Origin of the sequence: Streptomyces sp. TG1A-60, assembly GCF_037201975.1 — a bacterium.
Taxonomy (GTDB): domain Bacteria; phylum Actinomycetota; class Actinomycetes; order Streptomycetales; family Streptomycetaceae; genus Streptomyces.
The window spans coordinates 2,417,970-2,441,519 of record NZ_CP147520.1 but is presented as its reverse complement, the minus strand read 5'-3'; the positions used below and the strand labels follow the sequence as shown (position 1 = coordinate 2,441,519).

The window sequence follows — 23,550 nt, the reverse complement described above, 5'->3', positions numbered from 1 at the left end:
AGGCAGGGCACCAAGAAGGGGCGGATCGGTGGCGGACATCGAGGCAGCGCGCAAGGAGTTCCAGCGGATCGACGCGGACGGTGACGGGTTCATCACCGCCGTGGAGTTCAAGACCGCCCTGGCCCAGGGAGGCGACTGGAACGTCACCGAGTCCGTGGCGGAGGTCATCATCCGCTCCCGCGACCTCAACGGCGACAGGCTTCTGTCGTTCGACGAGTTCTGGGCCCATCTGAACAAGTGAGCCGTACTGGATGGGGCGCCCACCGTTGTGCGCTTTGTGCGGTGGGCGCCCCTGCGGCATGTGCGGCCGGCTGCGACCGATCCGGTGCCGCGGCAGGGGGCGTGCGCCCCTGTGTGCTCGAAGTGCCCACCCCAGGAGGGGCGTTGGCAGTCGTCACGGGGAGGCAGGGCTCTGGTCGAGGGTGACGATCCTGGTGGCGGTGGAGCCGTCGGCGGCGGTGATCTTCGCCTCGATGGAAGCCGGGAACCGCAGCCTCGAACGCCACCCTCGAAGATGTCGGCGGAAGCCTTGAACCGGCGGCCGGGCACACGCGTAGGAAGAACCGGGAGTACCCGTGCATCAGGGCCCATATGGCCCGCACCGCCCCGCATGCGCCGACCCGTTAGAGGAGCACCCATGAACAGCACCGCGCGTCTGAACGACTGGCTCACCGCCCGCCAACCCCTCGTACTGGGCCTGTTCCGCATCACCCTGGGCCTGTTGTTCACCAGCGAGGGCGCCGCCACGGTGTTCGGGATACTGGACCGCGAGGCGAGTCCGGTCGGCGACTGGCCCTTCTGGTACGCCGGAGTCATCGAACTGGTCTGCGGCGTCCTCGTACTCCTCGGAGTAGCGACCCGCGGCGCCGCCTTCATCAGCTCGGGCATCATGGCCTTCGCCTACTTCACGGAGCATCAGAAGGACGGCCTTTTCCCCCTCCAGAACGGCGGCCTCGCCCCGGCCCTGTTCTGCTGGGCCTTCCTGCTCCTGGTCTTCAGCGGACCGGGCGCCCTCTCCCTCACGGGCCAGACCGACCGCGAAGCAGGTCCCGGCGCGCACTCGCGCCGGGTCAGCCCTTGAGGTGCGTGGGAGGACGTGGAACACGTCCCCGCGCGCGGTCGCGTGCATGAGGATTCTCGCGATGTCGTTCGGTCGATGAGTCGCGTGCGAGGATGTCGCCCGTGACCGGATCCTCTTCCTCGTCTGCCGCCGAGGGCACACCTCGCAACGGCCTGGGTCCCCGCGCCGCTGCCGTGCTTGTGTTCGGCTCCTCGGCCGCGGTCCTGGTGGTCGAGATCGTCGCTCTGCGGCTGCTGGCCCCCTACCTCGGCCTCACTCTCGAGACCAGCACCATGGTGATCGGCATCGCCCTCACCGCGATCGCCCTCGGCTCGTGGCTGGGTGGGCGCATCGCGGACCAGGTCAATCCACGCCGGCTCATAGGCCCCTCGCTCGGGGTGTCGGGAGCGGTCGTGGCGCTCACCCCCGTCGTCCTGCGCACCACCGCGGAGTGGGCACCGGCGATGCTCTTGTTGATCGCGTCGCTGACCATCCTCGTGCCGGGCGCGTTGCTCTCCGCGGTGACGCCGATCGTGACCAAGCTGCGTCTCACCAGCCTCGCCGAGACCGGAACGGTCGTCGGCCGACTGTCCGGCGTCGGCACCGTCGGCGCCATCGTCGGCACCGTCCTCACCGGCTTCGTCCTCGTGTCGCGGTTGCCGGTCAGCGGCATCCTGATCGGCCTCGGAGCACTGCTGGTGGTCGGCTCGGCGCTGGTCGAGTGGCGAACGCGCCGATGGAGCGGCACCCTCGCCCTCACACTCGTCATCGTTGCCGGCGGCCTCGCCACCATGGTCGCGCCCGGTGGCTGCGACGCGGAGACCAGATACCACTGCGCACGGGTCGTCGCAGACCCCGACCGGTCCAGCGGACGCACACTCGTTCTGGACGGCCTGCGGCACTCCTACGTCGACGTCGACGACCCGACCTTCCTGCAGTTCACGTATGTGCGCGCCATCGCGTCGGTGGTCGATGCCGCCTTTCCCGAAGGTGAGCCGCTTGCCGCCCACCACCTGGGCGGCGGCGGGCTCACCTTCCCCCGTTACCTCGCGGCCACGCGGCCCGGGACGCGCAGCCTTGTGTCCGAGATCGACAGCGGTGTCCTGCGCATCGACCGCGACCAACTCGGTCTGGAATCGGAAGCCGCTGTCGACGTACGCGCCGAGGACGGCAGGCTCGGCCTGCGGCGACTGGACGCCGACAGCCGTGACCTCGTCGTCGGCGACGCCTTCGGAGGCGTCAGCGTGCCGTGGCACCTCACCACGGTGGAAGCGATGACCGACGTACGGCGGGTGCTCGACGAGGACGGCCTGTACGTCGCCAACCTCATCGATCACGGTGCCATGGCCTTCGCACGTGCCGAAGTAGCCACCCTCGGCGAGACCTTCGAGCACGTCGCCCTCCTCGGCGAACCCACCGATATCGGCCTCGCCCCGACCGCCACCCCCGAGGGCGGCAACCTGGTGGTCCTCGCCTCCAACCGACCGGTCGACCTGCGCGCGACCCAGGAAGCGCTGGACGCCCGGCAGACCGGATGGAAGATCGCCACCGGCGACGACCTCACCTCCTGGATCGGCGACGCCCAACTGCTCACCGACGACTACGCACCCGTCGACCAGCTCCTCCAGCCCTACAGCCCACGGAACAGCCGGTGACAGGACACACGTCCAGGCCCTGCCGGCGCACCGCCGGTGCTCATGACGTCGCGCACAGCGCCGAAAAACACGCATGCTCCGGTCAGGGCCCATTTCCTAGCACTCGATGATGTTCACCGCCAGCCCGCCCCGGGCCGTCTCCTTGTACTTCACGCTCATGTCCGCGCCGGTCTCCTTCATCGTCTTGATGACCTTGTCGAGGGACACCTTGTGGGAGCCGTCGCCGCGCAGGGCCATCCTGGCCGCCGTGACGGCTTTCACCGCGGCCATGCCGTTGCGTTCGATGCAGGGGATCTGGACGAGGCCTCCGACGGGGTCGCAGGTCAGGCCCAGGTTGTGTTCCATGCCGATCTCGGCGGCGTTCTCGACCTGTTCGGGGCTGCCGCCCAGGACCTCCGCCAGGGCTCCCGCGGCCATGGAGCAGGCGGAGCCGACCTCGCCCTGGCAGCCGACCTCGGCGCCGGAGATGGAGGCGTTCTCCTTGAAGAGCATGCCGATGGCCCCGGCGGCCAACATGAACCGTACGACGCCGTCCTCGTCCGCGCCGGGGACGAAGTTGATGTAGTAGTGCAGGACGGCCGGGATGATGCCGGCCGCGCCGTTGGTGGGGGCCGTCACGACACGGCCGCCCGCCGCGTTCTCCTCGTTCACGGCCATCGCGTAGAGCGTGATCCACTCCATGGAGCGGGCCAACGGCTCCCCCTCCGCCCTGAGCTGACGGGCCGAGACGGCCGCCCGGCGGCGTACGCGCAGGCCGCCCGGCAGGATGCCCTCGCGGGACATGCCGCGCGAGACGCAGGCCTGCATGACGCGCCAGATGTCGAGGAGCCCGGAACGGATCTCCTCCTCCGTGCGCCAGGCCCGCTCGTTCTCCAGCATCAGCGCGGAGATCGACAGACCCGTCTCCTTGGTCAGGCGCAGCAGCTCGTCGCCGGTGCGGAAGGAGTACTTGAGGGCCGTGTCGTCGAGTGTGACGCGGTCCGCGCCGACCGCGTCCTCGTCGACCACGAAGCCGCCGCCGACGGAGTAGTACGTCTTCGACAGCAGCTCCGCACCCGAGGCGTCGTACGCCCGGACCGTCATGCCGTTGGCGTGGTACGGGAGCGTCTCGCGGCGGTGCAGGACCAGGTCCTCGTCGAAGTCGAAGGGGATCTCGTGGTCGCCGAGGAGGCGGATACGGCCCGACTCCCGGATCGTGTCCACCCGATGGTCGGCCGACTCGACGTCCACCGTGCGCGGCGAGGCGCCCTCCAGTCCCAGAAGTACGGCCTTGGGGGTGCCGTGGCCGTGGCCGGTGGCGCCGAGGGAGCCGTACAGCTCGGCGCGTACCGACGCGACGCTCGTGAGCACCTCCTCGTTGCGCAGCCGACGGGCGAACATCCGGGCCGCGCGCATCGGGCCGACCGTGTGGGAGCTGGACGGGCCGATGCCGATCGAGAACAGGTCGAAGACCGAGATGGCCACGGTGACTCCTCAGAACGGGGGAGGGCTGTGCGGAGGCCGGGGCGCCGCGCTGACTCCCCAGTGTGCGCGGCGCCCCGGAAGAAAGCGGGACTGCGTACGTACGGACCTACGCGCCCGTGAATCCGGAGCTACTTGCCCAGCCCCGGGTACAGCGGGTGTTTGTCGGCGAGGGCCTTGACCCGGGCCCTGAGTGCCTCGGTGTCGTAGGAGGGCTTCAGGGTCTCGGCGATGACGTCCGCGACCTCGGTGAAGTCCTCGGTGGTGAAGCCGCGGGTGGCGAGGGCGGGTGTGCCGATGCGCAGGCCGGAGGTGACCATCGGCGGGCGGGGGTCGTCGGGGACGGCGTTGCGGTTGACGGTGATGCCGACCTCGTGGAGGCGGTCCTCGGCCTGTTGGCCGTCCAGTTCGCTGTCGCGCAGGTCGACCAGGATGAGGTGGACGTCCGTGCCGCCGGACAGGACGTTGACGCCGGCTTCGCGGGCGTCGGCGGCCGTCAGGCGTTCGGCGAGGATCCGTGCGCCTTCGACCGTACGGTGCTGGCGTTCCTTGAACTCCTGTGAGGCCGCGACCTTGAAGGAGACCGCTTTGGCGGCGATCACGTGTTCCAGGGGGCCGCCCTGGAAGCCGGGGAAGACGGAGGAGTTGAGCTTCTTCGCGAAGTCCTTCTTGGCGAGGATGATGCCGCCGCGCGGGCCGCCGAGTGTCTTGTGGGTGGTGGAGGTGACCACGTCCGCGTACTGGACCGGGTTGGGGTGCAGTCCGGCGGCGACGAGACCGGCGAAGTGCGCCATGTCGACCCACAGGTGGGCCCCGACCTCGTCGGCGACGCGGCGGAAGGCGGCGAAGTCCAGCTGCCGGGGGTATGCCGACCAGCCCGCGATGATCACCTTCGGGCGGTGCTCCTTCGCCAGTCGCTCCAGCTCGGCCATGTCGATGAGGCCGGTGGTGGTGTCCACGTGGTAGGCGACGACGTGGAACTGTTTGCCGGAGAAGTTGAGCCGCATGCCGTGGGTGAGGTGTCCGCCGTGGGCGAGGTCCAGGCCGAGGATGGTGTCGCCGGGCTGGGCGAGTGCGAACAGGGCGGCCTGGTTGGCGGAGGCGCCGGAGTGGGGCTGGACGTTGGCGTACTCGGCGCCGAACAGGTCCTTGAGCCGGTCGATCGCGATCTGTTCGGTCACGTCGACGTGTTCGCAGCCGCCGTAGTAGCGGCGGCCGGGGTAGCCCTCGGCGTACTTGTTGGTGAGGACCGAGCCCTGGGCCTCCATGACCGCGAGCGGAGCGAAGTTCTCCGAGGCGATCATCTCCAGGGTGGACTGCTGGCGGTGCAGCTCGGCGTCGACGGCGGCGGCGACCTCCGGGTCCAGCTCGTGCAGGGGCGTGTTCAGAAGCGACATGCGTGCGACCTCGTCTTCTCAGCCGGCGGTGTGGGCGACGTACTCGTCGGCGGAGAGCAGATCGTCCGGCTCCTCCGCGACGCGCACCTTGAACAGCCAGCCACCCTCGAACGGGGCGGTGTTCACCAGCGACGGGTCGCCGACCACGTCCTCGTTGATCTCGGTGATCTCACCGGTGACCGGCGAGTACAGGTCGCTGACCGACTTGGTGGACTCCAGCTCGCCGCAGGTCTCGCCCGCGGTCACCGTGGAGCCCACCTCGGGGAGCTGGGCGTAGACGACATCGCCGAGCGCGTTCGCCGCGAACTCCGTGATGCCGACCGTCGAGACGCCGTCCTCGGCGACCGACAGCCACTCGTGCTCCTTGCTGTAGCGCAGTTGCTGGGGGTTGCTCATGGCCTGAATTCTCCTGTACGCGAGGGAGTGGTGATGAGTGGGGGACTGCTGAAACCGCTGTTGAGCAGGGCGGATGTGCCCGGTGTCACGCTCGGGGTCCGCACGGGTGCCGCTTTTGAACGCTACGACGGTGTCACTTCTGCCGCTTGTAGAACGGCAGCGCCACGACCTCGTACGGTTCGTGGCTGCCCCGGATGTCCACGCCCACGCCCGCGGTGCCGGGCGCGGAGTGCGTGGCGTCGACGTACGCCATGGCGATCGGCCTGCCCAGCGTCGGGGAGGGGGCGCCGGAGGTGACCTCGCCGATCACCCTGCCGTCGGCGACGACCGGGTATCCGGCGCGCGGCACCCGGCGGCCCTCGGCGACCAGCCCGACGAGGACACGCGGCGGGTGGGTCTCGGCCCTGGCGGCGGCCTCGGCGAGCGCCGTACGCCCGACGAAGTCGCCCTCCTTCCCGAACTTCACGACCCGCCCGAGCCCGGCGTCGAAGGGCGTCAGCTCGGTGGACAGCTCGTGCCCGTACAGCGGCATGCCCGCCTCCAGACGCAGCGTGTCCCGGCAGGACAGCCCGCAGGGCACCAGGCCGACGCCCTCGCCCGCCTCGGTCAGCGCCTGCCACAGCTCGACGGCGTGCTCCGGCTTCACGAACAGTTCGAAGCCGTCCTCGCCGGTGTAGCCGGTGCGCGCGATCAGCGCGGGCACCTTGGCGACCGTGCCGGGCAGGCCCGCGTAGTACTTCAGACCGTCGAGGTCGGCGTCGGTGAGGGACGCCAGGATGCCGGCGGACTCGGGGCCCTGGACGGCGAGGAGCGCGTACGCGTCCCGGTCGTCCCGCACTTCGGCGTCGAACCCGGCGGAGCGCTCGACCAGCGCGTCCAGCACCACCTGGGCGTTGGAGGCGTTCGCGACGACCATGTACTCCGTGGCCGCCGGCCGGTAGACGATCAGGTCGTCGAGGATGCCGCCGTCCTCGCGGCAGATCATGGTGTAGCGGGCCCGGCCGGCCTTCACGCCGCCGATGTCGCCGACGAGGGCGTGGTCCAGCAGGGCGGCGGCCTGCGGGCCGGTGACGGTGATCTCGCCCATGTGGGAGAGGTCGAAGAGGCCGGCCTGCGTGCGTACGGCGTTGTGCTCGTCGCGCTCGGAGCCGTAGCGCAGCGGCATGTCCCAGCCCGCGAAGTCGGTCATCGTCGCGCCGAGCGCGCGATGCAGGGCGTCGAGCGCCGTATGGCGCGATCCGGCGGTGGGGCTACTGCTCATCGGTTCCGCTCCCAGGGCATGACAGGCGAGGACAGTTCCTCCCCATCTGTCATCGGAACCTGAGAGGTTCACCACGACCGCGCGCGAGGGGGGTCGTGACTTGCACCTTGGGTGGAGCCGCCCCCTGCGGAAGAGGGATGCGGCCCGCTTTTCAGATGTGCCTCGCCCGCGCGGTATCGGGGCCTGAGAGATTCAAGGGAGGGACTTGCTCCTTCGGCGCCCCAGCGAACGACTGCTGGGAGCTCTCCCGCGCGGATTCAAGCGGCCGGTATGCAGTTGGCGCGCACATCATCGCACGCATCGTCGTGGCACGGCAGGGGGATCTCTCACAGGTGGGGGACAATCCCCACGGGGGAGACACAGCGGTCCGTAGCACTCTTGTGGCAAGACGGGGACTGAACCAGGAGGGACCGGGCATTGCCTTCTCTTTACAGTCTGTGGGGATGGGACATCCATCCCCTGGGGAGGACGATCACGGTGAACAGGACCACGGCGTACGCGACGACCTCGGGCATCGCCCTGCCCGAGCCGCCCGTCGCACCGGCCGGTGAGGCGTGCGGCCCCTTCCCGAAGGCGGTCGTCCGCGACCTCAGGGAGCGTGCCGGGCGCAGTCCCCACGGGCTGTCCTTCGGACCGGACGACCTCGTGGTGGTCACGGGCCTGCCCGGCAGCGGGAAGTCGACGCTGATGCGGCGCGCGGTACCGGGCGTCCGGATCGACTCCCAGGACACCCGCGACCGCTTCGACGCGCGCTTCGCCGGCTCTCTGCCGTACGCGGTCTACCGGCCCTTCGTGCGCCTCGCCCACTACGCGGGGCTGCGGCGGGCGCTGCGCTCCGGGCAGGGGATCGTCGTCCACGACTGTGGGACGCAGGCGTGGGTGCGGGGCTGGCTCGCGCGCGAGGCCGGGAGGCGGGGCGGCACCCTGCACCTGCTGTTGCTCGATGTCACCGCCGACCAGGCCCGGGACGGTCAGCGCGAGCGGGGGCGGGGCGTGTCGCGCTATGCGTTCGCCCGCCATCGGGGTGCCATGACGCGGTTGCTGCGGGCGGTGGAGAAGGGCAGGCTTCCGCCGGGGTGCGGTTCGGCGGTGCTGATCGACCGGGCCGCGGCGGATGTCCTGAAGCGGATCGAGTTCGCGGGGTGAAGGGCCAGAGCCCGGCGCCCCTTCTGTGGTGCCGGCCGCGGGCCCGTCGTGGCTGATCGCGCGGTTCCGGGCGCCCCGCGGGGGAGCCGGTGGCGTTAAGGTGCAGGGACAACAGCATCACGGAGCAAAGCGGTAGGCAGCAGATGGACTTCCCGGCGGACTTTCCGGCACAGGCGCACCCCCATGGGCACGGCGGGTGGCCCGGCAACGAGCTGGAGGAGGTGCTGTCCGCGTCCCTCGGGGTGCCCTCCGCCGGGCCGCGGATCGTGGAGGTGCTGGCCCGCGGCTTCGTGTGGGTGCCGCTGCCGGAGGGCGGCGGCCCGCAGAGCGGTCAGCTCGATCTGCCCACGATGGACATCGGCGGTCAGGCGTATGTGCCGGTCTTCAGCTCCGAGGAGCAGTTCCGCCAGGTCGCCGGCGACCACATGTCGTTCACGGTCGCGCCGGCCGCCGAGTTCGCGCGCGGCCTGCCCCCGCAGGTCGGCCTCGTGCTGAACCCGGACGGTGTCGTGGGCATCCCGCTGCCGCCGCCCGCCGTGGCCGAACTGTGCCGGGCCGGGCGGACCCCGCTGGACGGATCGGCGAGCGGCGCCCGGGTACGGCTGTTCGAGCCCGACTGGCAGGACGACCCGGTGGACTTCCTCGCGGCGGCCTCCGCCGAGTTCGCCGGAGCCGGAGCCGTCCTCTCCGCCCGCCGCTGCCTCGCCGCCGTCGAGACCGCCGACCCCGTGCTGTTCATCGGTGTCGAACCGGTCTCCTGGGAGGCCGACCGCACCCTGATCCTGGCCGCCCTCGGCCGAGCCCTCACCAAGGCACCCGTGCCCTGGCCGGTCAACACGGTCTTCCTCGACGTCGCCCAGGACCCGGTCGGCGACTGGCTCCGCGAAAAGGTACGGCCCTTCTACCAGCAGGGCTACTGACCAGCGAGCCCCGAAGGGGCGCGGGCCGTATCGGCATGTGGCTCCGCCGCGTGGGCGCGACCAGCCACAACGAGCCCGCGGCCGGCAACGCACCACAACCCCGAGCCCTGACCGGCTCAACCCGCACACCACCTAAGCTGGTTCCTATAACCAGGGTCCAACACCGAAGGGCGGCCAACGTGAGCGCGAGCGGCAGCGGCATCGCCACCGGGCAGGTCGAGCACATGCTGCGCCAGGTGACGCCCGGGCGTTACGACGCCTACGAGGCGCTGCTGCGTGCCCTCGCCACCCCGTCCTCCGGCCAGATCTGGATGCTGCTCTGGCACGGCCAGGCCGGCTCGCCGGACGCGCAGTACGGGAACATGGAGGTCGACGGGTTCAACTACGCCCCATGCGTGACCTCCGCCCAGGAGCTCTCCGCCAGTGGCTGGAACCGCAGTTACGAGGTGGTCGACGGCCTGGACGTGGCCCGCACCCTCTACCCCGACCACTACGGCCTCTGGCTGAACCCGCACGCGCCGGGCGGCGGCGTCGGCGTCCCCTGGCTCGACCTGCGCCGGATCGCCACGGGCCTGGAGCGGCAGCCCGCGGGCCCGCTGCGGCTGTCCGAGCCGGCCATCGAGATCCCGCAGTTCTACGCCCTGTTGACGCAGAACGCCCACCGCACCCCCGCCGTGCGCTCGCTGCGCCGCGCCTGGGTGCAGCCCGCGCTCGGCGCGCCCTACCTGGCCATCGGCCTGGACGTGTACGACACCTCGCCGCCCGCCGTCGACTCGGTGCGCGCGATGATGCAGCAGTCCATCGGCGCCGTTCCGGACGGACTGCCGGTCTCCACCGTGGCCATGTCCGACGAGTACGACCCGATCGCGATGTGGCTGCGCGCCGCCGCCCGCCCCTTCTACGACCGCGAGGCCCACGGCGCCGTCGGCGCCGCCCCGGTCGGCGGCTACGGCTACCCTCCGGCCCCCGGTCACCAGCCCGGAGCCGCCGCCCCCCGCGCGTACTGAACCGCTGTACAGTCCTCGGAGCAGGTGTACTGAACCGCGGCACAGCCCTTCGGCCTGCGAACTCTCATCTGTATCAGGCGGGTTAACCGCACGCATCCTTGATGTGGTGGAAGCTTCCGATTTTTCGAGTGTCCAGATCTCAGGTATGTATCACCGCTATGCGGACTGTTCTAGGTTGCCGATCGCGTCTGTAGTGTTCTCGCGGTCAACAGTGCATTCCCCACAGAGGAACCCGGAGTGGCCTCCCCATGCGCATACTCAGATCCCGTGCCGCCAGGGCGATCACGGCCGCGGTGGCGGTCAGTCTGATCGCCACCGGCTGTGCCAGTGAGCGAGACCAGGAAGACGAGAACGGCGGCAAGGACACGTTCGTGTTCGGTGCCCCCGGCGACCCGGGCTCGCTGGACCCGGCACTCGCGAGCGACGGCGAGACCTTCCGGGTCACCCGCCAGGCATTCGAGGCGCTGCTCGAACACGAGTCGGGCGGCAGCAAGCTCGTCGGAGGCCTCGCCGAGAGCTGGGAGAGCAACGACGCGGGCACGGTCTGGACCTTCAACCTCCGCAAGAACGTGAAGTTCCACGACGGCGAGACGTTCAACGCCGAGGCCGTATGCGCCAACTACGACCACTGGTTCAACTGGACGGGCACCTACCAGTCGAGCGCGGTCTCCTACTACTGGCAGACCATCATGGGCGGCTTCGCGAAGAACGAGGACGAGGAGACGCCCGAGGCGAACTACGAGTCCTGCACCGCGAAGGACGAGAACACCGCCGTCATCGAGGTCAAGGAGCCCTCCGCGAACCTGCCGGGCGGCTTCTCCCTGCAGGCCCTCGCCATCCACTCGCCGAAGGCCATCGCGGAGTACGAGAAGCAGGAGGCGACCGCCAAGGGCGACGCCATCACGTACCCCAAGTACAGCCAGGAGGCCGGCACGGTCGCCGGTACCGGCCCGTACGAGATCACGAAGTGGAACAAGGGCAACAAGGAGGTCTCCCTTGAGCGCTTCGACGACTACTGGGGCGACAAGGCCAAGGTGAAGAACCTGGTCATCCGTACGATCGACACCGAGGAGGGCCGCCGCCAGGCGCTCCAGGCCGGTGACATCGACGGCTACGACCTGGTGGCGCCCGCCGACGTGAAGACGCTGGAGGGCGAGGGCTTCCAGGTCCCGGTCCGTGGCGTCTTCAACCTCTTCTACCTCGGCATGACCCAGGAGAAGAACGCGGCGCTGAAGAAGAAGGAGGTCCGCCAGGCCATCGCGCACGCCATCGACCGCGAGAACCTGGTCAAGACCCAGCTGCCCGAGGGCGGCAAGGTGGCCACACAGTTCATGCCGGACACCGTCGCCGGCTACTCGGACGACGTGACGACGTACGACTACGACACCGCCAAGGCCAGGGAACTCCTCAAGGACGCCGGTGAGAGCGGTCTGGAGATCGAGTTCTGCTACCCGACCGAGGTCACCCGCCCCTACATGCCCGCCCCGCAGGACCTGTTCGAGCTGATGAAGGCCGACCTGGAGAAGGCCGGCGTCAAGGTCACCCCGAAGGCCATGAAGTGGGCCCCGGACTACCTGGACGCCACCGAGTCCGGCTCCTGCGCCCTGCACATGCTGGGCTGGACCGGTGACTTCAACGACGGCTACAACTTCATCGGCACCTGGTTCGCCAAGTACGGCGAGCAGTGGGGCTTCAAGAACCAGGAGCTCTTCGACGCGGTGAACGCCGGCTCGGAGCTGGGCAGCGCCGACGAGCGCACCGCGGCGTACAAGAAGGCCAACGAGGTCATCATGGACTACCTGCCGGGTGTCCCGCTCTCCTCCTCGCCGCCGTCCATCGCGTTCGCCAAGGACGTCAACCCGCCGAACGTCTCCCCGCTGACGCAGGAGAACTTCGCGGAAGTCTCCTTCAAGTAGGTATCGGACAGGCATCGCACGGGTTCGCCCGGCTGCTGCAACTCGGCGGCCGGGCGGACCCGTTTGTGAGGTCACACACGTAAGAAAGGGGCATGCGGGGTGCTGCGTCTCGTCGTACGGAGACTGCTCCAACTCATTCCCACCCTGCTCGGCCTGTCGGTTCTGCTGTTCCTCTGGCTGAACCGGCTGCCCGGCGGACCCGCCTCAGCGATCCTGGGGGAGAGGGCCACCGAGGCCGAAGTGGTACGCATCAACCGTGCGTTGGGGCTCGACCAGCCCCTCCACATCCAGTACTGGCGCTTCCTGAAGCGGATCGCCGAACTCGACCTGGGCACCTCCGTGCAGACCGGACAGCCGGTGTGGGAGGAGTTCACACTGCGCTTCCCCGCCACCGTCGAACTGTCCGTCGCCGCGATGCTCATCGCCGTGGCGGTCGGTGTTCCGCTCGGCTACTTCGCCGCCCGCAAGCGGGGCGGCTGGCTGGACGTCACCGCGGTCTCGGGTTCGCTCGTCGGCATCTGCATCCCGGTCTTCTTCCTCGCGCTCATCCTCAAGGGGATCTTCGCCGTCGAACTGGGCCTCTTCCCCACCTACGGCCGCCAGTCCACCGGTATCGACGCCACCGGCGTGACCGGCTTCGCCGTCCTGGACGGCGTCCTCACCGGAGAGCTCGACGCCTCCTGGGACGCGATCTCCCATCTGGTGCTGCCCGCCGTCACACTGGCCTCCATCCCCCTCGCCGTCATCGTGCGCATGACCCGCGCCAGCGTCCTGGAGGTGGTGGGCGAGGACTACGTCCGCACGGCCGAGTCCAAGGGTCTCAGGCGTCGTACGGTGCGTGGGCGGCACGTGCTGCGCAACGCCATGCTGCCGGTCGTCACCGCGGTCGGCCTGCTCACCGGTTCGCTGCTGTCCGGAGCGGTGCTCACCGAGTCCGTCTTCTCCTTCGGCGGCATCGGCTCCTTCATCCGGACCGCGATCGACGGCCGCGACTACCCGGTGCTCGTCGGCTTCATCATGTTCATCGCGATCGCGTACGTCCTGATCAACCTGCTGGTGGACGTGGCGTACAGCCTCATCGACCCGAGAGTGCGGGTGCACTGACGTGAGCACCACCAAGACAGAGAAGATCCAGCGCCTCGCGGAGCTCACCGCCCAGCACGAGACCACGACCGGCGCCAGTCTGTGGCGGGAGGCCTTCCGCCGGCTGAAGGCCAGCAAGATGGCGATCATCGGGGCCGGCATCATCGCCGCCTTCGTGCTCCTCGCCGTCATCGGCCCCTGGGTCGCCCCCCATTCGCCGACGGCACTGACCTGGCGCGGAGAAGTCCTCGTCAACCAGGGCCAGTTCGTCGGGCCGCGCGGTGGGAACTGGCTCGGCCTCGACCACCTGGGCCGGGACATGTTCTCGCGGATGCTGGTCGGCGCCCGGCAGACGCTGCTCGTAGGCGTCGTGGCGACCTTCATCGGGCTCGTCGTCGGCTTCCTGGTCGGCGGCCTCTCGGGCGCCGCGGCCACGCTGGGCGGCGAGGCGGGCAAGCGTCTGGACTCGTTCATCATGCGCGTCACCGACATGATGCTGGCGCTGCCCTCGCTGCTGCTCGCCGTGTCCATCGCCGCCGTGCTGGGCCAGTCCCTGACCACCGTGATGATCGCCGTGGGTGTCGTCCAGGTGCCGATCTTCGCCCGGCTGCTGCGCGGCTCCATGCTCGTCCAGGGCGGAACCGACTACGTCCTGGCCGCCCGCGCCCTCGGCGTCCGCAGAAGGCGCATCGTCCTCACCCAGATCATGCCCAACTCGCTCAGCCCGGTGATCGTGCAGGCGACGCTGTCCCTCGCCACCGCGATCATCGAGGCCGCGGCCCTGTCCTACCTGGGTCTCGGCAACCCCGACCCGGCGATCCCCGAGTGGGGCGTCATGCTGTCCCAGGCGCAGCGCTTCTTCGACAACGCGCCGATGATGGCGGTCTATCCGGCCGTCGGCATCATCATCACCGCCCTCGGCTTCACCCTGCTCGGCGAGGCCATGCGGGAAGCCCTCGACCCGAAGCTGCGAGGCTGAACCACCATGCCACTTCTCACAGTCGACGAACTGACCGTCACTTTCGGCGGCGAGCACGGCCGCAAGGAGTCCCGGGCGGTCGACGGCGTCTCGTTCTCCGTCGACCGGGGCCAGGTCGTGGGACTGGTCGGCGAGTCCGGCTGCGGCAAGTCCGTCACCTCCCTGGCACTGATGGGGCTGCTGCCGCGCAAAGGCGTCCAGGTCGGCGGCCGCGCCGACTTCGACGGAGCCGACCTGCTCACCATGAGCCGCAAGGCGCTGCGCGATCTGCGCGGCAGCAGCATCGCCATGATCTTCCAGGACCCGCTGTCCTCCCTCAACCCGGTCGTTCCCATCGGCGTCCAGGTCACCGAGATACTCCAGCGCCACCGGGGACTCAAGGGCGAGGCCGCCCGCAAGGAGGCGGCCCACCTCCTCGACCGGGTCGGCATCCCCGACCCCGACCGGCGGCTCAGGGAGTACCCGCACCAACTGTCCGGCGGAATGCGGCAGCGTGCGCTGATCGCCATGGCCGTGGCCTGCGCGCCTAGCCTGCTGATCGCCGACGAGCCCACCACGGCCCTCGACGTGACGATCCAGGCGCAGATCCTGGAACTGCTCAAGGAACTGGTGGACCAGGAGGGCACGGCCCTGCTGATGATCACCCACGACCTGGGCGTGGTGGCCGGACTCTGCGACCAGGTCAACGTCCTGTACGCGGGCAAGGCCGTGGAGTCCGCCGGACGTCGTGAACTGTTCGCCCACCCCACCCACCCCTACGCGCACGGGCTGCTGGGCTCCATCCCGCGCCTGGACGCGCCGCGCGGCGAACCGCTCACCCCCGTCCGGGGCTCCATCAACGACCGGATCGACTGGGTCGACGGCTGCGCCTTCGCCCCCCGCTGCGACCGCTACGAACTGGACTGCCTGACCGGCACGCCCCCGCTCACCGAACCTCGCACGGCCGGTCACCAGGTGCGTTGTGTCCACCCCGTACTCGAAGACGTCCGGGCCGAGGAGGTCCCCGCATGAGCCTGCTCGAACTGGACGGAGTGAAGGTCCATTTCCCCGTCAGGAAAGGCATCCTCTTCGACCGCACGGTCGGCCACGTCCACGCGGTCGACGGCGTCTCGCTCAAGGTCGAGGCGGGCCAGACCTACGGTCTGGTCGGCGAGTCGGGCTGTGGGAAGACCACCCTCGGGCGGGCCGTGCTGCGGCTGGTGGACATCACCGAGGGCGAGGTGGTGCTGGACGGCACCGATCTGGCCAAGCTGCCCGACGAGGAGATGCGCCGCTTCCGGCGCCGTCTCCAGATGGTCTTCCAGGACCCGCTGGGATCCCTCAACCCCCGGCAGAACATCGAGTCGATCCTCTCGGAGGGCATGCTCGCCCACGGCATCGGCGCCACCCAGGAGGAGCGCCGGGAGAAGATCAAGGAGATCCTCTCCAGGGTCGGGCTCCCGACCAACGCCCTGTCCCGCTACCCGCACGAGTTCTCCGGCGGTCAGCGCCAGCGCATCGGCATCGCCCGCGCCCTGGTCCTGGAACCAGACGTGATCATCTGCGACGAGCCCGTCTCGGCACTGGACGTGTCCATCCAGGCGCAGGTGATCAACCTCCTGGAGGAACTCCAGGAGGAACTGGGCCTGACCTATCTGGTGATCGCCCACGACCTGGCCGTGGTCCGCCACATCTCCGACGTGATCGGCGTGATGTACCTCGGCGCCCTGGTGGAGGAGGCGCCGAGCGACGCCCTGTACGCGCAGCCACGACACCCGTACACCAGGGCCCTGATGTCGGCGGTGCCGGTACCCGACCCGGAGGTCGAGGACCGGCGCGAGCGCATCCTGCTCATCGGCGACCTGCCGTCGCCGGCCGATCCGCCGACCGGGTGCCGCTTCCACACCCGTTGCCCGTGGGTGCAGGACACCCGCTGCGCGACCGACCGGCCCGCACTCACCGACATCGGTGGCGGGCACCGGGTGGCCTGCCACTACGCCGCCGAGATCGCGGCCGGAACGCTGCGGCGGACCACGGGAGAGGTGGTGCCGGCGGTGCGCGAGGGAGTGGCGGACGGCATGGCGCCCGCGGCGTCCGCGGACTCCGCGGGAGTGGAGGTGCCGCGGCAGTCCGCGGCGGTGGACAAGGAGAAGGCGGAGAAGGCGGAGAAGGCCGTATAGCGGTGTCCGATCTGCCGGGACCCGCCGGTCCCCCCGCGGGCGGCACTCCTTGTGGCCCGTGCTGTCAGCGGGCCACTCGGTCACCCAGGCCTGAGGAGGACTCCTCCGACACGTAGGGCCCACCAGGTGTGCGCCTTGTATTGCAAGGCGCACACCTGTTTTCGGGTGAGAATGTTCGAGTGTTCCAGCAACTCTTCAGTCAGTCCGTCCAGCATGTCCTCGACCTGGTCGGCATCTTCGTCTTCGCCATCTCCGGCGCGCTGCTGGCCGTCCGCAAGAACTTCGACGTCTTCGGCATCGCCGTCCTCGCCGAGGTCACCGCGCTCGGCGGCGGGCTGTTCCGGGACCTGGTCATCGGCGCCGTACCGCCGGCCGCCTTCACCGACCTCGGCTACTTCGTCACCCCGCTGCTCGCCGCGCTCCTCGTCGTCTTCCTCCATCCGCACGTGGAGCGCATCCAGACCGGGGTGAACGTCTTCGACGCGGCCGGCCTCGGCCTCTTCTGTGTCGCGGGCACGACGAAGGCGTACGAGTACGGCCTCGGCCTGACCGCCTCCGCCGCCCTCGGCCTCGCCACGGCCGTCGGCGGCGGTGTGCTGCGCGACGTCCTCGCCAACGAGGTGCCCTCGCTGCTGCGCCGGGACCGCGACCTGTACGCCGTGCCCGCGATGGTCGGCGCCGGGATCATCGTCCTGTGTATCAGCCAGGAGGCCCTGAACCCCTTCACCTCGGCCTTCGCCGCCGCCACGGCCTTCGCGCTGCGACTGCTGGCGCTGCGGTACCACTGGCGGGCGCCGCGGGCATGGAACCGGAGGTCGGCGGCGGTCGAGGAGAGCTGAGGCGAAACATCGCCCCAGCAGATAAAGCTACCGCTTAGTAATCGCCTGTTGTACGGTTCACCCATGCCCGAAGCAGCTTCCGTACAGGCCACCATCGGCGCCAGTGAGTTCGACCGGGACACCGCGGTCACCCTGCGGGAACCCGGCGTATACGACATCGACCTCTCCGCCGGCTGGACGATCACCAGCGCCGTCAACGGCGGCTACCTCCTGGCCGTCCTGGGCCGCGCCCTCGCCGACGCGCTTCCGCACGAGGACCCGTTCACGATCTCCGCGCACTACCTGACCGCCTCCCGGCCGGGCCCCGCGACCGTCCGCACGGACGTCGTCCGCACCGGCCGGACCCTGTCGACCGGCCAGGCCTCCCTCTTCCAGCACGACGACGAGGGCCGCGAGGTCGAGCGGATACGCGTCCTGGCCTCCTACGGCGACCTGGGCGCCCTCCCGGACGACGTCCGTACGACGGCGAAACCGCCCGCGATCCCCCCGGTCGGCCAGTGCTTCGGCCCCCAGGACGCTCCCACCCCCGTCTCCGGCAGCTCCGCGATCGCCGACCGGCTGTTCCTCAAGCTCGACCCCGCGACCCTCGGCTGGGCGCTCGGCGCGCCCTCCGGCAAGGGCGAGATGCGGGCCTGGTTCGGGCTGGCCGACGGCCGGGACGCCGACCCCCTCTCCCTGCTACTCGCGGTGGACGCGCTGCCGCCCACCGCCTTCGAACTGGGCATCTCCGGCTGGGTCCCGACGGTCGAGCTGACCGTCCACGTCCGGTGCCGTCCGGCGCCGGGACCGCTCCGGGTCGCCGTCACCACCCGTAACCTCGCCGGCGGTTTCCTGGAGGAGGACGCCGAGGTCTGGGACAGTGCCGACCGGCTGGTCGCGCAGTCGCGGCAGCTGGCACGCGTCAGGCTGGCCGACTGAGGGGCTACGGCCGGCCTGGCGGCCGGCCGTAGGCGTCGTGACCGGCGCAGACGTGAGGGGAGGGCGCGCCACGGCGAACGGGCGCGCCCTGTCGCGTGTTCGGCGGTTCAGTCGAGCCAGTGGCGGCAGCCGATGCTGATCAGCCGCATACGGCGGCCCGCCAGCCGGGTCACCCTGCCGCGCTCCTCCTCCGGCTCGTCCAGCGCCTGCAGGAACAGTGAAGCGGTCGCCAGCATCTGGTCGACGTACAGGCCCGCGAGCATGAGCCGGTCGTCGTCGCACCACCCCTCGGTCTCGGGCCGCTTGGCCAGCTCGTGCCGCACCTCCTCGGCGAACCGGGACAGTTGCCCCTGGATGCTCTCCCGTACCGGCTGGACCCCGCCGTGTCGCTCGCGTGCGATGAAACGGACGTGAGCGGGGTACGCGTCCACGTGGCGGGCGATCAGATCGACGGCGCGGTCGACCAGTTCGTCGCTGTCGCCCACCGCCGACATCAGGTCGCCGAGCACCGCGTGCAGACTGCCCAGCGCCTCCTCGACGAGCGCCACACCGAGGTCCGCGGTCGACCGGAAGTGCCGGTAGAAGGCGGTCGGGGCGACGCCCACGGCCCGGGTGACCTCACGAAGTCCCAGGCTGCTGAGGCTCTGCTCCTCCAACAGGCCGAGCGCGGCGTCCAAGAGTGCCTGCCGGGTCCTCTGCTTCTGGACCTGCCGGATGCCGGGAGTGTGACTCATACCATGCAGTTAACAACTGTTCTCCGTAATTGCAAAGCCGGTCGACACGCTAGACTCAAAAGTCAGTACACAACTGTAGCCACAGACGTTCACCGAAATGTCACGACGAACCAAGGAGAGGTCCTCCAGGTCATGTTGTTCCTCGTCGCCGCACTTCTGCTGCTGGGTGTCGTCCTGGGCACCGTGGCCCACGTACCGCTGACCGTCTCGTCCGTCCTCGCCGCCGTCATCGCCGTCTGGCTGGCGGTCTTCGCCTGCCGCGAGCGCCACGCCCGCCGTGGTCGCAGCGCCAACTGACCATCCACGAGAGCCTGTTGGGAGTGGACCGACCATGCAACTCACCGCTGCACGCCAGACCGGAACCACCAGGAGCCGCCCTCGGGGCCGGGACGCCGACGGCATGGCCGTCGCCTCCTTCGTGCTGGGCCTCCTCGGCCTCCTCGTCCTCAACCTCTTCCTGGGCCCCATCGCCATCACCCTGGCCGTCGTCTCCCTGAAGCGCGGTACGACCCGGCCCGGTCGCGCCTACCTGGGCCTCGGCCTCGGCATCGCCGACCTGGTGGTCCTGGCCACCCTGATGGAGACGACGAACACGGTGTCCTGGAGCTTCTGAGGCCGGAGTGACGGGTGGCCGTCGGGCGGCTCGTCCCGAGCCGCGCTGCCGCCCGCCGCCGCCAACCGCGGAGGGCATCGCTGCCCCAACCGCTGTGGGCCGTCGTTCCGCAGGGCGGAACGGGTGGGCGCGGCCGACAGCGCCGGGTGCCCCGCCCCCAGGCCCCAGTACACCCCGGCGAGGCGCACGGCCGACGCCGGTGCCCGCCCCGTACGACGCCCACCACCGCCGGGCCCCAGGTCTCGGACGGCGGGCCCGTAGAATCGGGCTCACCATGGCTTACCTCGACCACGCGGCGACCACCCCCATGCTCCCCGAGGCGGCAGAGGCCCTGACCGCCCGGCTGAGCGTCACCGGCAACGCCTCCTCGCTGCACGCATCCGGCCGCCGGGCGCGGCGCACCGTCGAGGAGGCCCGGGAAACCCTCGGTGAGGCCCTCGGGGCCCGCCCGGCGAGGTGGTCTTCACCTCCGGCGGCACCGAGGCCGACAACCTCGCCGTGAAGGGCCTGTACTGGTCCCGCCGCGACGCCGACCCGGCACGCACCCGGGTCCTCGCGAGCCCCGTCGAACACCACGCCGTCCTCGACGCCGTCCACTGGCTCGGCGAGCACGAGGGCGCCACCGTCGAGTACCTCCCGGTCGACACCTACGGCCGGGTCCACCCGGAAGCCCTCCGCGAGGCCATCGCGCGCAACCCCGACGACGTCGCCCTGGCCACCGTGATGTGGGCCAACAACGAGATCGGCACGATCATGCCGGTCCGTGAACTCGCCGACGTGGCAAACGAGTTCGACGTCCCGCTGCACGCCGACGCGGTGCAGGCCTTCGGGCAGGTCCGGGTCGACTTCGACGCCTCCGGCCTCGCCGCGATGACCGTCTCCGGCCACAAGATCGGCGGCCCGTACGGCATCGGCGCGCTGCTCCTCGGCCGCGAGTACAGCCCCGTGCCCGTCCTGCACGGCGGCGGTCAGGAACGCCATGTCCGCTCCGGCACCCTCGACGTCCCGGCCGTCGCCTCTTTCGCGGTCGCGGGCCGGCTCGCCGCCGAACGGCGCGCGTGGTTCGCACGGGAGATCGGCGCCCTGCGCGACGCGCTGGTCGAGGCGGTCCGTACGGCGGTCCCGGACGCGATCCTCGGCGGCGACCCGAACGCGGCGGGGCACCTGCCGGCCAACGCGCACTTCACCTTCCCCGGCTGCGAGGGCGATTCCCTGCTCCTGCTCCTCGACGCCCAGGGTATCGAGTGCTCCACCGGCTCCGCCTGCACCGCGGGCATCGCCCAGCCCAGCCATGTCCTCCTCGCCACCGGCACCGACCCCGACCTGGCCCGCGGCACCCTCCGCTTCTCCCTCGGCCACACCTCCACGGAGGCGGACGTCGAGGCGGTCGCGAAGACGATCGGCCCGGTGGTGGAACGGGCCCGCAGCGCGGGCCTGAGCTGAGAGAGCTCAGGCGGGCGTAGCGGTCCGGGCGGCGGCTGCCGCGCGGACCAGCTTCATGTACCGGTCCCAGTCCCAGCCGTCACCGGGGTCCGTGTGGTCCGTGCCCGGGACCTCGACGTGGCCGAGGATGTGGTCGCGGTCGAGGGGGATGTCGTAGCGGGCGCAGACGCGGGCCGTGAGGCGGGCGGAGGACTCGTACATCTCGTCGGTGAAGTCCTCGGGGCGGTCGACGAAGCCCTCGTGCTCGATGCCGACGCTGCGTTCGTTGTAGTCGCGGTTGCCCGCGTGGTACGCCACGTCCAGTTCGCGGATCATCTGGGTGATGTGGCCGTCCTTGCGGACGATGTAGTGCGAGGCGGCGCCGTGCGCCGGGTCCTGGAACACCCTGACGGCGCTGTCGAAGCTGCCCTGGGTGACATGGATGATCACCATGTCTATGCCGAAGTCGTCCGGCCGGTCCGCGAGCCGCCAGTTCGCCTCCGACGCCGCCACCCACCTCGCGCCGGTGTGGTCGACCTCGCCCTCCTTGCGCGGTTTGGTGACGCCGGGCACCCGCCACCACGCGCGCGTCAGCTCGTCGCGCGCCACCACGGCGGTGCCGACGGCGGCCACAGCCGTGCCGATGAGCAGGGCCCGACGTCCCACGCGTCGGTCCCCGTCCTTGCCCCTGCCCTGGGAAGCGCTGTCCCCGGATGCCCCTCTGGTGCCCACGAGAGCGTCAACGGATATGCGCGGGCTCCGGTTCCCGGCGCCCCGTACCCTTGAAGGGTTATGACTGAGATCTCGCAGCGCCCCCGCCCCCTCCGTGTCCTCGCCGCCATGTCCGGCGGGGTCGACTCCGCCGTGGCCGCCGCCCGCGCGGCGGAAGCCGGGCACGACGTGACGGGTGTCCACCTGGCGCTGTCCGCGAACCCCCAGTCGTTCCGCACGGGCGCGCGCGGCTGCTGCACGATCGAGGACTCACGGGACGCCCGCCGCGCCGCGGACGTCATCGGCATCCCCTTCTACGTCTGGGATCTCGCCGAGCGCTTCCGCGAGGACGTCGTCGAGGACTTCGTCGCCGAGTACGAGGCCGGGCGCACCCCCAACCCCTGCCTGCGCTGCAACGAGAAGATCAAGTTCGCGGCCCTGCTCGACAAGGCCCTCGCCCTGGGCTTCGACGCCGTCTGCACGGGCCACTACGCCCAGGTGATCGTCAAGGACGACGGCACGCGCGAGCTGCACCGCGCCTCCGACATGGCCAAGGACCAGTCGTACGTCCTCGGCGTGCTCGACGACAGGCAGCTCGCCCACGCCATGTTCCCCCTCGGTGACACCGTCACCACCAAGGAGGAGATCCGCGCCGAGGCCGAGCGCCGCGGCCTCGCCGTCGCCAAGAAGCCCGACTCCCACGACATCTGCTTCATCGCCGACGGCGACACCCAGGGCTTCCTCGCCGACCGGCTGGGCAAGGCGGAGGGCGACATCGTCGACGAGTCCGGCAACGTGCTGGGCACGCACGAGGGCGCGTACGGCTACACCATCGGCCAGCGCAAGGGCCTGCGCATCGGCACCCCCGCCCCCGACGGCAAGCCGCGCTACGTCCTCGACATCTCTCCGGTGAACAACACGGTCACCGTCGGCCCGGCCGCCGCCCTCGACGTCGACGCCCTGACCGCGATCAAGCCCCGCTGGTGCGGCGCGGCCCCCACCGGCCCCGGCACCTACACCGCCCAGCTGCGCGCGCACGGCGGCGAGACGGAGGTGACGGCGGAGCTGGTCGGCGGCGAACTCCGGGTCCGCTTCACCGAGCCCGTCCGCGGCGTCGCCCCCGGCCAGGCGATCGTGCTGTACGACGACACGCGGGTGGTGGGGTCGGCGACGATCGCGTCCACCGCACGCGCGGTGACCGCTCCGACCTAGGCGTGCTATGAAGGCGGGTGCTGCAATGCGCCCGCCTTCACCCTGCGTGAGTGAGGACAGCGCGGCGCCGCCTGCGGTCGAGAGGCACCCTCGTCGCGCGGTCCTGACGAGGGCGCCTTCGTGGCAGGGTGGCGAGCGCGACGCGCGTCTACAGATCGAGGACCGCGCGAAGCGCCTGGCTCACCCGCTCCATCACCGCGGGTTCCACGGAGCCGAGCCGCTTCGCCTCGTCGAAGTGCGTGGTCCTCAACTGCTGGATGTTGACCGCCACCGCGGTGCAGGCAAGCGGATTCTCGATCGCCACGGACATCGCGGTGTCCGGGTACCGGCCGACGGGATGCAGCATGATCGCGAGCACCGCGCCGTATGCCCCCTCCAGCCCGTCGAGCGAAATGATCAGGACGCTCCGCCCGTCGTCGAGCGTCCAGATGTCCCCCGTTTCACAGAATGTCGCCCTCTCCGCACAACTCGCCACCGAGACCGAGCGCCGCGAGCTGCTGCGCGGCGTCGTGGACCGACTGCCGTCGGACCGCGCGCACGATGTAGGCGTTGAGCGAGAGTCCGGCCGCCTTGGCGCTGGCCCTTATCGACGAGTCGAGTTCATCCGGAATCCGGAGCGTCATGACAGACATGGCGTCACGGTAGCAATCAGTGCATGGTG

The 23,550-nt window shown here is 70.4% G+C and carries 24 protein-coding genes, 1 pseudogene and 1 riboswitch; of the genes and pseudogenes, 17 read left to right on the top strand and 8 right to left on the bottom strand.

The window, feature by feature from the left end:
• Positions 1 to 28 precede the first annotated feature (28 nt).
• The 3 genes from WBG99_RS09885 to WBG99_RS09875 all read left to right on the top strand — a co-directional run bounded on the left by WBG99_RS09885 (position 29) and on the right by WBG99_RS09875 (position 2,715).
• Positions 29 to 241: an EF-hand domain-containing protein gene (locus tag WBG99_RS09885; protein ID WP_338895969.1), complete on the top strand. Its 213-nt coding sequence runs from the start codon at positions 29 to 31 to the stop codon at positions 239 to 241.
• Positions 242 to 637: 396 nt separating this feature from the next.
• Positions 638 to 1,081 carry a DoxX family protein gene (locus WBG99_RS09880; protein ID WP_338895968.1) on the top strand — a complete coding sequence of 148 codons (444 nt, stop codon included), beginning with the start codon at positions 638 to 640 and terminating at the stop codon, positions 1,079 to 1,081.
• Between the two features lie 101 nt (positions 1,082 to 1,182).
• Positions 1,183 to 2,715 (top strand): fused MFS/spermidine synthase, encoded by a 1,533-nt coding sequence (locus WBG99_RS09875; protein ID WP_338895967.1) that lies wholly within the window; start codon positions 1,183 to 1,185, stop codon positions 2,713 to 2,715.
• 96 nt (positions 2,716 to 2,811) lie between these two features.
• On the opposite strand, the gene WBG99_RS09870 is transcribed toward WBG99_RS09875, so the two are convergent.
• From WBG99_RS09870 to gcvT, 4 genes are all read right to left on the bottom strand, one after another.
• A complete protein-coding gene (locus WBG99_RS09870; protein WP_338895966.1) occupies positions 2,812 to 4,179 on the bottom strand; it encodes an L-serine ammonia-lyase in 1,368 nt (455 codons plus the stop codon).
• 128 nt (positions 4,180 to 4,307) lie between these two features.
• On the bottom strand, positions 4,308 to 5,573 hold the full coding sequence (gene glyA / locus WBG99_RS09865) for a serine hydroxymethyltransferase (RefSeq protein WP_338895965.1): 1,266 nt from the start codon (positions 5,571 to 5,573) through the stop codon (positions 4,308 to 4,310).
• Positions 5,574 to 5,591: 18 nt separating this feature from the next.
• On the bottom strand, positions 5,592 to 5,969 hold the full coding sequence (gene gcvH / locus WBG99_RS09860; protein WP_338895964.1) for a glycine cleavage system protein GcvH: 378 nt from the start codon (positions 5,967 to 5,969) through the stop codon (positions 5,592 to 5,594).
• Between the two features lie 133 nt (positions 5,970 to 6,102).
• Entirely contained in the window at positions 6,103 to 7,230 is a 1,128-nt protein-coding gene (gene gcvT, locus WBG99_RS09855; RefSeq protein ID WP_338895963.1) for a glycine cleavage system aminomethyltransferase GcvT, read from the bottom strand.
• A 161-nt stretch (positions 7,231 to 7,391) separates the two neighbouring features.
• Positions 7,392 to 7,490, bottom strand: a riboswitch (glycine riboswitch).
• A gap of 211 nt (positions 7,491 to 7,701) precedes the next feature.
• Here gcvT and WBG99_RS09850 point away from each other — a divergent pair.
• From WBG99_RS09850 to WBG99_RS09805, 10 genes are all read left to right on the top strand, one after another.
• Entirely contained in the window at positions 7,702 to 8,376 is a 675-nt protein-coding gene (locus WBG99_RS09850) for an AAA family ATPase (RefSeq protein WP_338900276.1), read from the top strand.
• Between the two features lie 143 nt (positions 8,377 to 8,519).
• On the top strand, positions 8,520 to 9,296 hold the full coding sequence (locus WBG99_RS09845) for an enhanced serine sensitivity protein SseB (RefSeq protein WP_338895962.1): 777 nt from the start codon (positions 8,520 to 8,522) through the stop codon (positions 9,294 to 9,296).
• 179 nt (positions 9,297 to 9,475) lie between these two features.
• The gene (locus WBG99_RS09840; protein WP_338895961.1) at positions 9,476 to 10,303 is read left to right on the top strand and encodes an enhanced serine sensitivity protein SseB C-terminal domain-containing protein; all 828 of its coding nucleotides are present in this window, start codon (positions 9,476 to 9,478) and stop codon (positions 10,301 to 10,303) included.
• A 248-nt stretch (positions 10,304 to 10,551) separates the two neighbouring features.
• Positions 10,552 to 12,219 carry an ABC transporter substrate-binding protein gene (locus WBG99_RS09835; RefSeq protein WP_338895960.1) on the top strand — a complete coding sequence of 556 codons (1,668 nt, stop codon included), beginning with the start codon at positions 10,552 to 10,554 and terminating at the stop codon, positions 12,217 to 12,219.
• Positions 12,220 to 12,318: 99 nt separating this feature from the next.
• Positions 12,319 to 13,323, top strand: a complete 1,005-nt coding sequence (locus WBG99_RS09830) for an ABC transporter permease (RefSeq protein WP_338895959.1) — start codon at positions 12,319 to 12,321, stop codon at positions 13,321 to 13,323.
• A 1-nt stretch (position 13,324) separates the two neighbouring features.
• Positions 13,325 to 14,281: an ABC transporter permease gene (locus WBG99_RS09825; RefSeq protein ID WP_338895958.1), complete on the top strand. Its 957-nt coding sequence runs from the start codon at positions 13,325 to 13,327 to the stop codon at positions 14,279 to 14,281.
• 6 nt (positions 14,282 to 14,287) lie between these two features.
• Complete coding sequence (locus WBG99_RS09820) at positions 14,288 to 15,292, top strand: ABC transporter ATP-binding protein (protein WP_338895957.1); 1,005 nt, start codon at positions 14,288 to 14,290, stop codon at positions 15,290 to 15,292.
• Entirely contained in the window at positions 15,289 to 16,440 is a 1,152-nt protein-coding gene (locus tag WBG99_RS09815) for an oligopeptide/dipeptide ABC transporter ATP-binding protein (protein WP_338895956.1), read from the top strand. The genes WBG99_RS09820 and WBG99_RS09815 overlap by 4 nt, the downstream gene beginning before the upstream one ends.
• Before the next feature lie 179 nt (positions 16,441 to 16,619).
• The gene (locus WBG99_RS09810; protein WP_338895955.1) at positions 16,620 to 17,279 is read left to right on the top strand and encodes a trimeric intracellular cation channel family protein; all 660 of its coding nucleotides are present in this window, start codon (positions 16,620 to 16,622) and stop codon (positions 17,277 to 17,279) included.
• A 63-nt stretch (positions 17,280 to 17,342) separates the two neighbouring features.
• Positions 17,343 to 18,197: a thioesterase family protein gene (locus WBG99_RS09805; protein WP_338895954.1), complete on the top strand. Its 855-nt coding sequence runs from the start codon at positions 17,343 to 17,345 to the stop codon at positions 18,195 to 18,197.
• Positions 18,198 to 18,304: 107 nt separating this feature from the next.
• Here the strand turns inward: WBG99_RS09805 and WBG99_RS09800 are convergent, their stop codons facing one another.
• The gene (locus WBG99_RS09800; RefSeq protein ID WP_338895953.1) at positions 18,305 to 18,931 is read right to left on the bottom strand and encodes a TetR family transcriptional regulator; all 627 of its coding nucleotides are present in this window, start codon (positions 18,929 to 18,931) and stop codon (positions 18,305 to 18,307) included.
• Between the two features lie 132 nt (positions 18,932 to 19,063).
• Between WBG99_RS09800 and WBG99_RS09795 the strand changes: the two genes are divergently transcribed.
• The 3 genes and pseudogenes from WBG99_RS09795 (at position 19,064) to WBG99_RS09785 (ending at position 20,987) form a co-directional block, all read left to right on the top strand.
• On the top strand, positions 19,064 to 19,228 hold the full coding sequence (locus WBG99_RS09795) for a hypothetical protein (protein ID WP_338895952.1): 165 nt from the start codon (positions 19,064 to 19,066) through the stop codon (positions 19,226 to 19,228).
• A gap of 34 nt (positions 19,229 to 19,262) precedes the next feature.
• A complete protein-coding gene (locus WBG99_RS09790) occupies positions 19,263 to 19,544 on the top strand; it encodes a DUF4190 domain-containing protein (protein WP_338895951.1) in 282 nt (93 codons plus the stop codon).
• A gap of 274 nt (positions 19,545 to 19,818) precedes the next feature.
• Positions 19,819 to 20,987, top strand: a pseudogene (locus tag WBG99_RS09785) (cysteine desulfurase family protein).
• A gap of 6 nt (positions 20,988 to 20,993) precedes the next feature.
• On the opposite strand, the gene WBG99_RS09780 reads toward WBG99_RS09785, so the two are convergent.
• Positions 20,994 to 21,698, bottom strand: coding sequence for a peptidoglycan recognition family protein (locus tag WBG99_RS09780; RefSeq protein WP_338895950.1), 705 nt, complete (start codon positions 21,696 to 21,698; stop codon positions 20,994 to 20,996).
• Between the two features lie 60 nt (positions 21,699 to 21,758).
• On the opposite strand from WBG99_RS09780, the gene mnmA reads away from it, so the two are divergent.
• Positions 21,759 to 22,889 (top strand): tRNA 2-thiouridine(34) synthase MnmA, encoded by a 1,131-nt coding sequence (mnmA, locus tag WBG99_RS09775; RefSeq protein WP_338895949.1) that lies wholly within the window; start codon positions 21,759 to 21,761, stop codon positions 22,887 to 22,889.
• A 148-nt stretch (positions 22,890 to 23,037) separates the two neighbouring features.
• Here the strand turns inward: mnmA and WBG99_RS09770 are convergent, their stop codons facing one another.
• On the bottom strand, positions 23,038 to 23,364 hold the full coding sequence (locus tag WBG99_RS09770) for a type II toxin-antitoxin system PemK/MazF family toxin (RefSeq protein WP_338895948.1): 327 nt from the start codon (positions 23,362 to 23,364) through the stop codon (positions 23,038 to 23,040).
• Positions 23,330 to 23,521 carry a toxin-antitoxin system HicB family antitoxin gene (locus WBG99_RS09765; RefSeq protein WP_338895947.1) on the bottom strand — a complete coding sequence of 64 codons (192 nt, stop codon included), beginning with the start codon at positions 23,519 to 23,521 and terminating at the stop codon, positions 23,330 to 23,332. The genes WBG99_RS09770 and WBG99_RS09765 overlap by 35 nt, the downstream gene beginning before the upstream one ends.
• Positions 23,522 to 23,550: the final 29 nt, after the last annotated feature.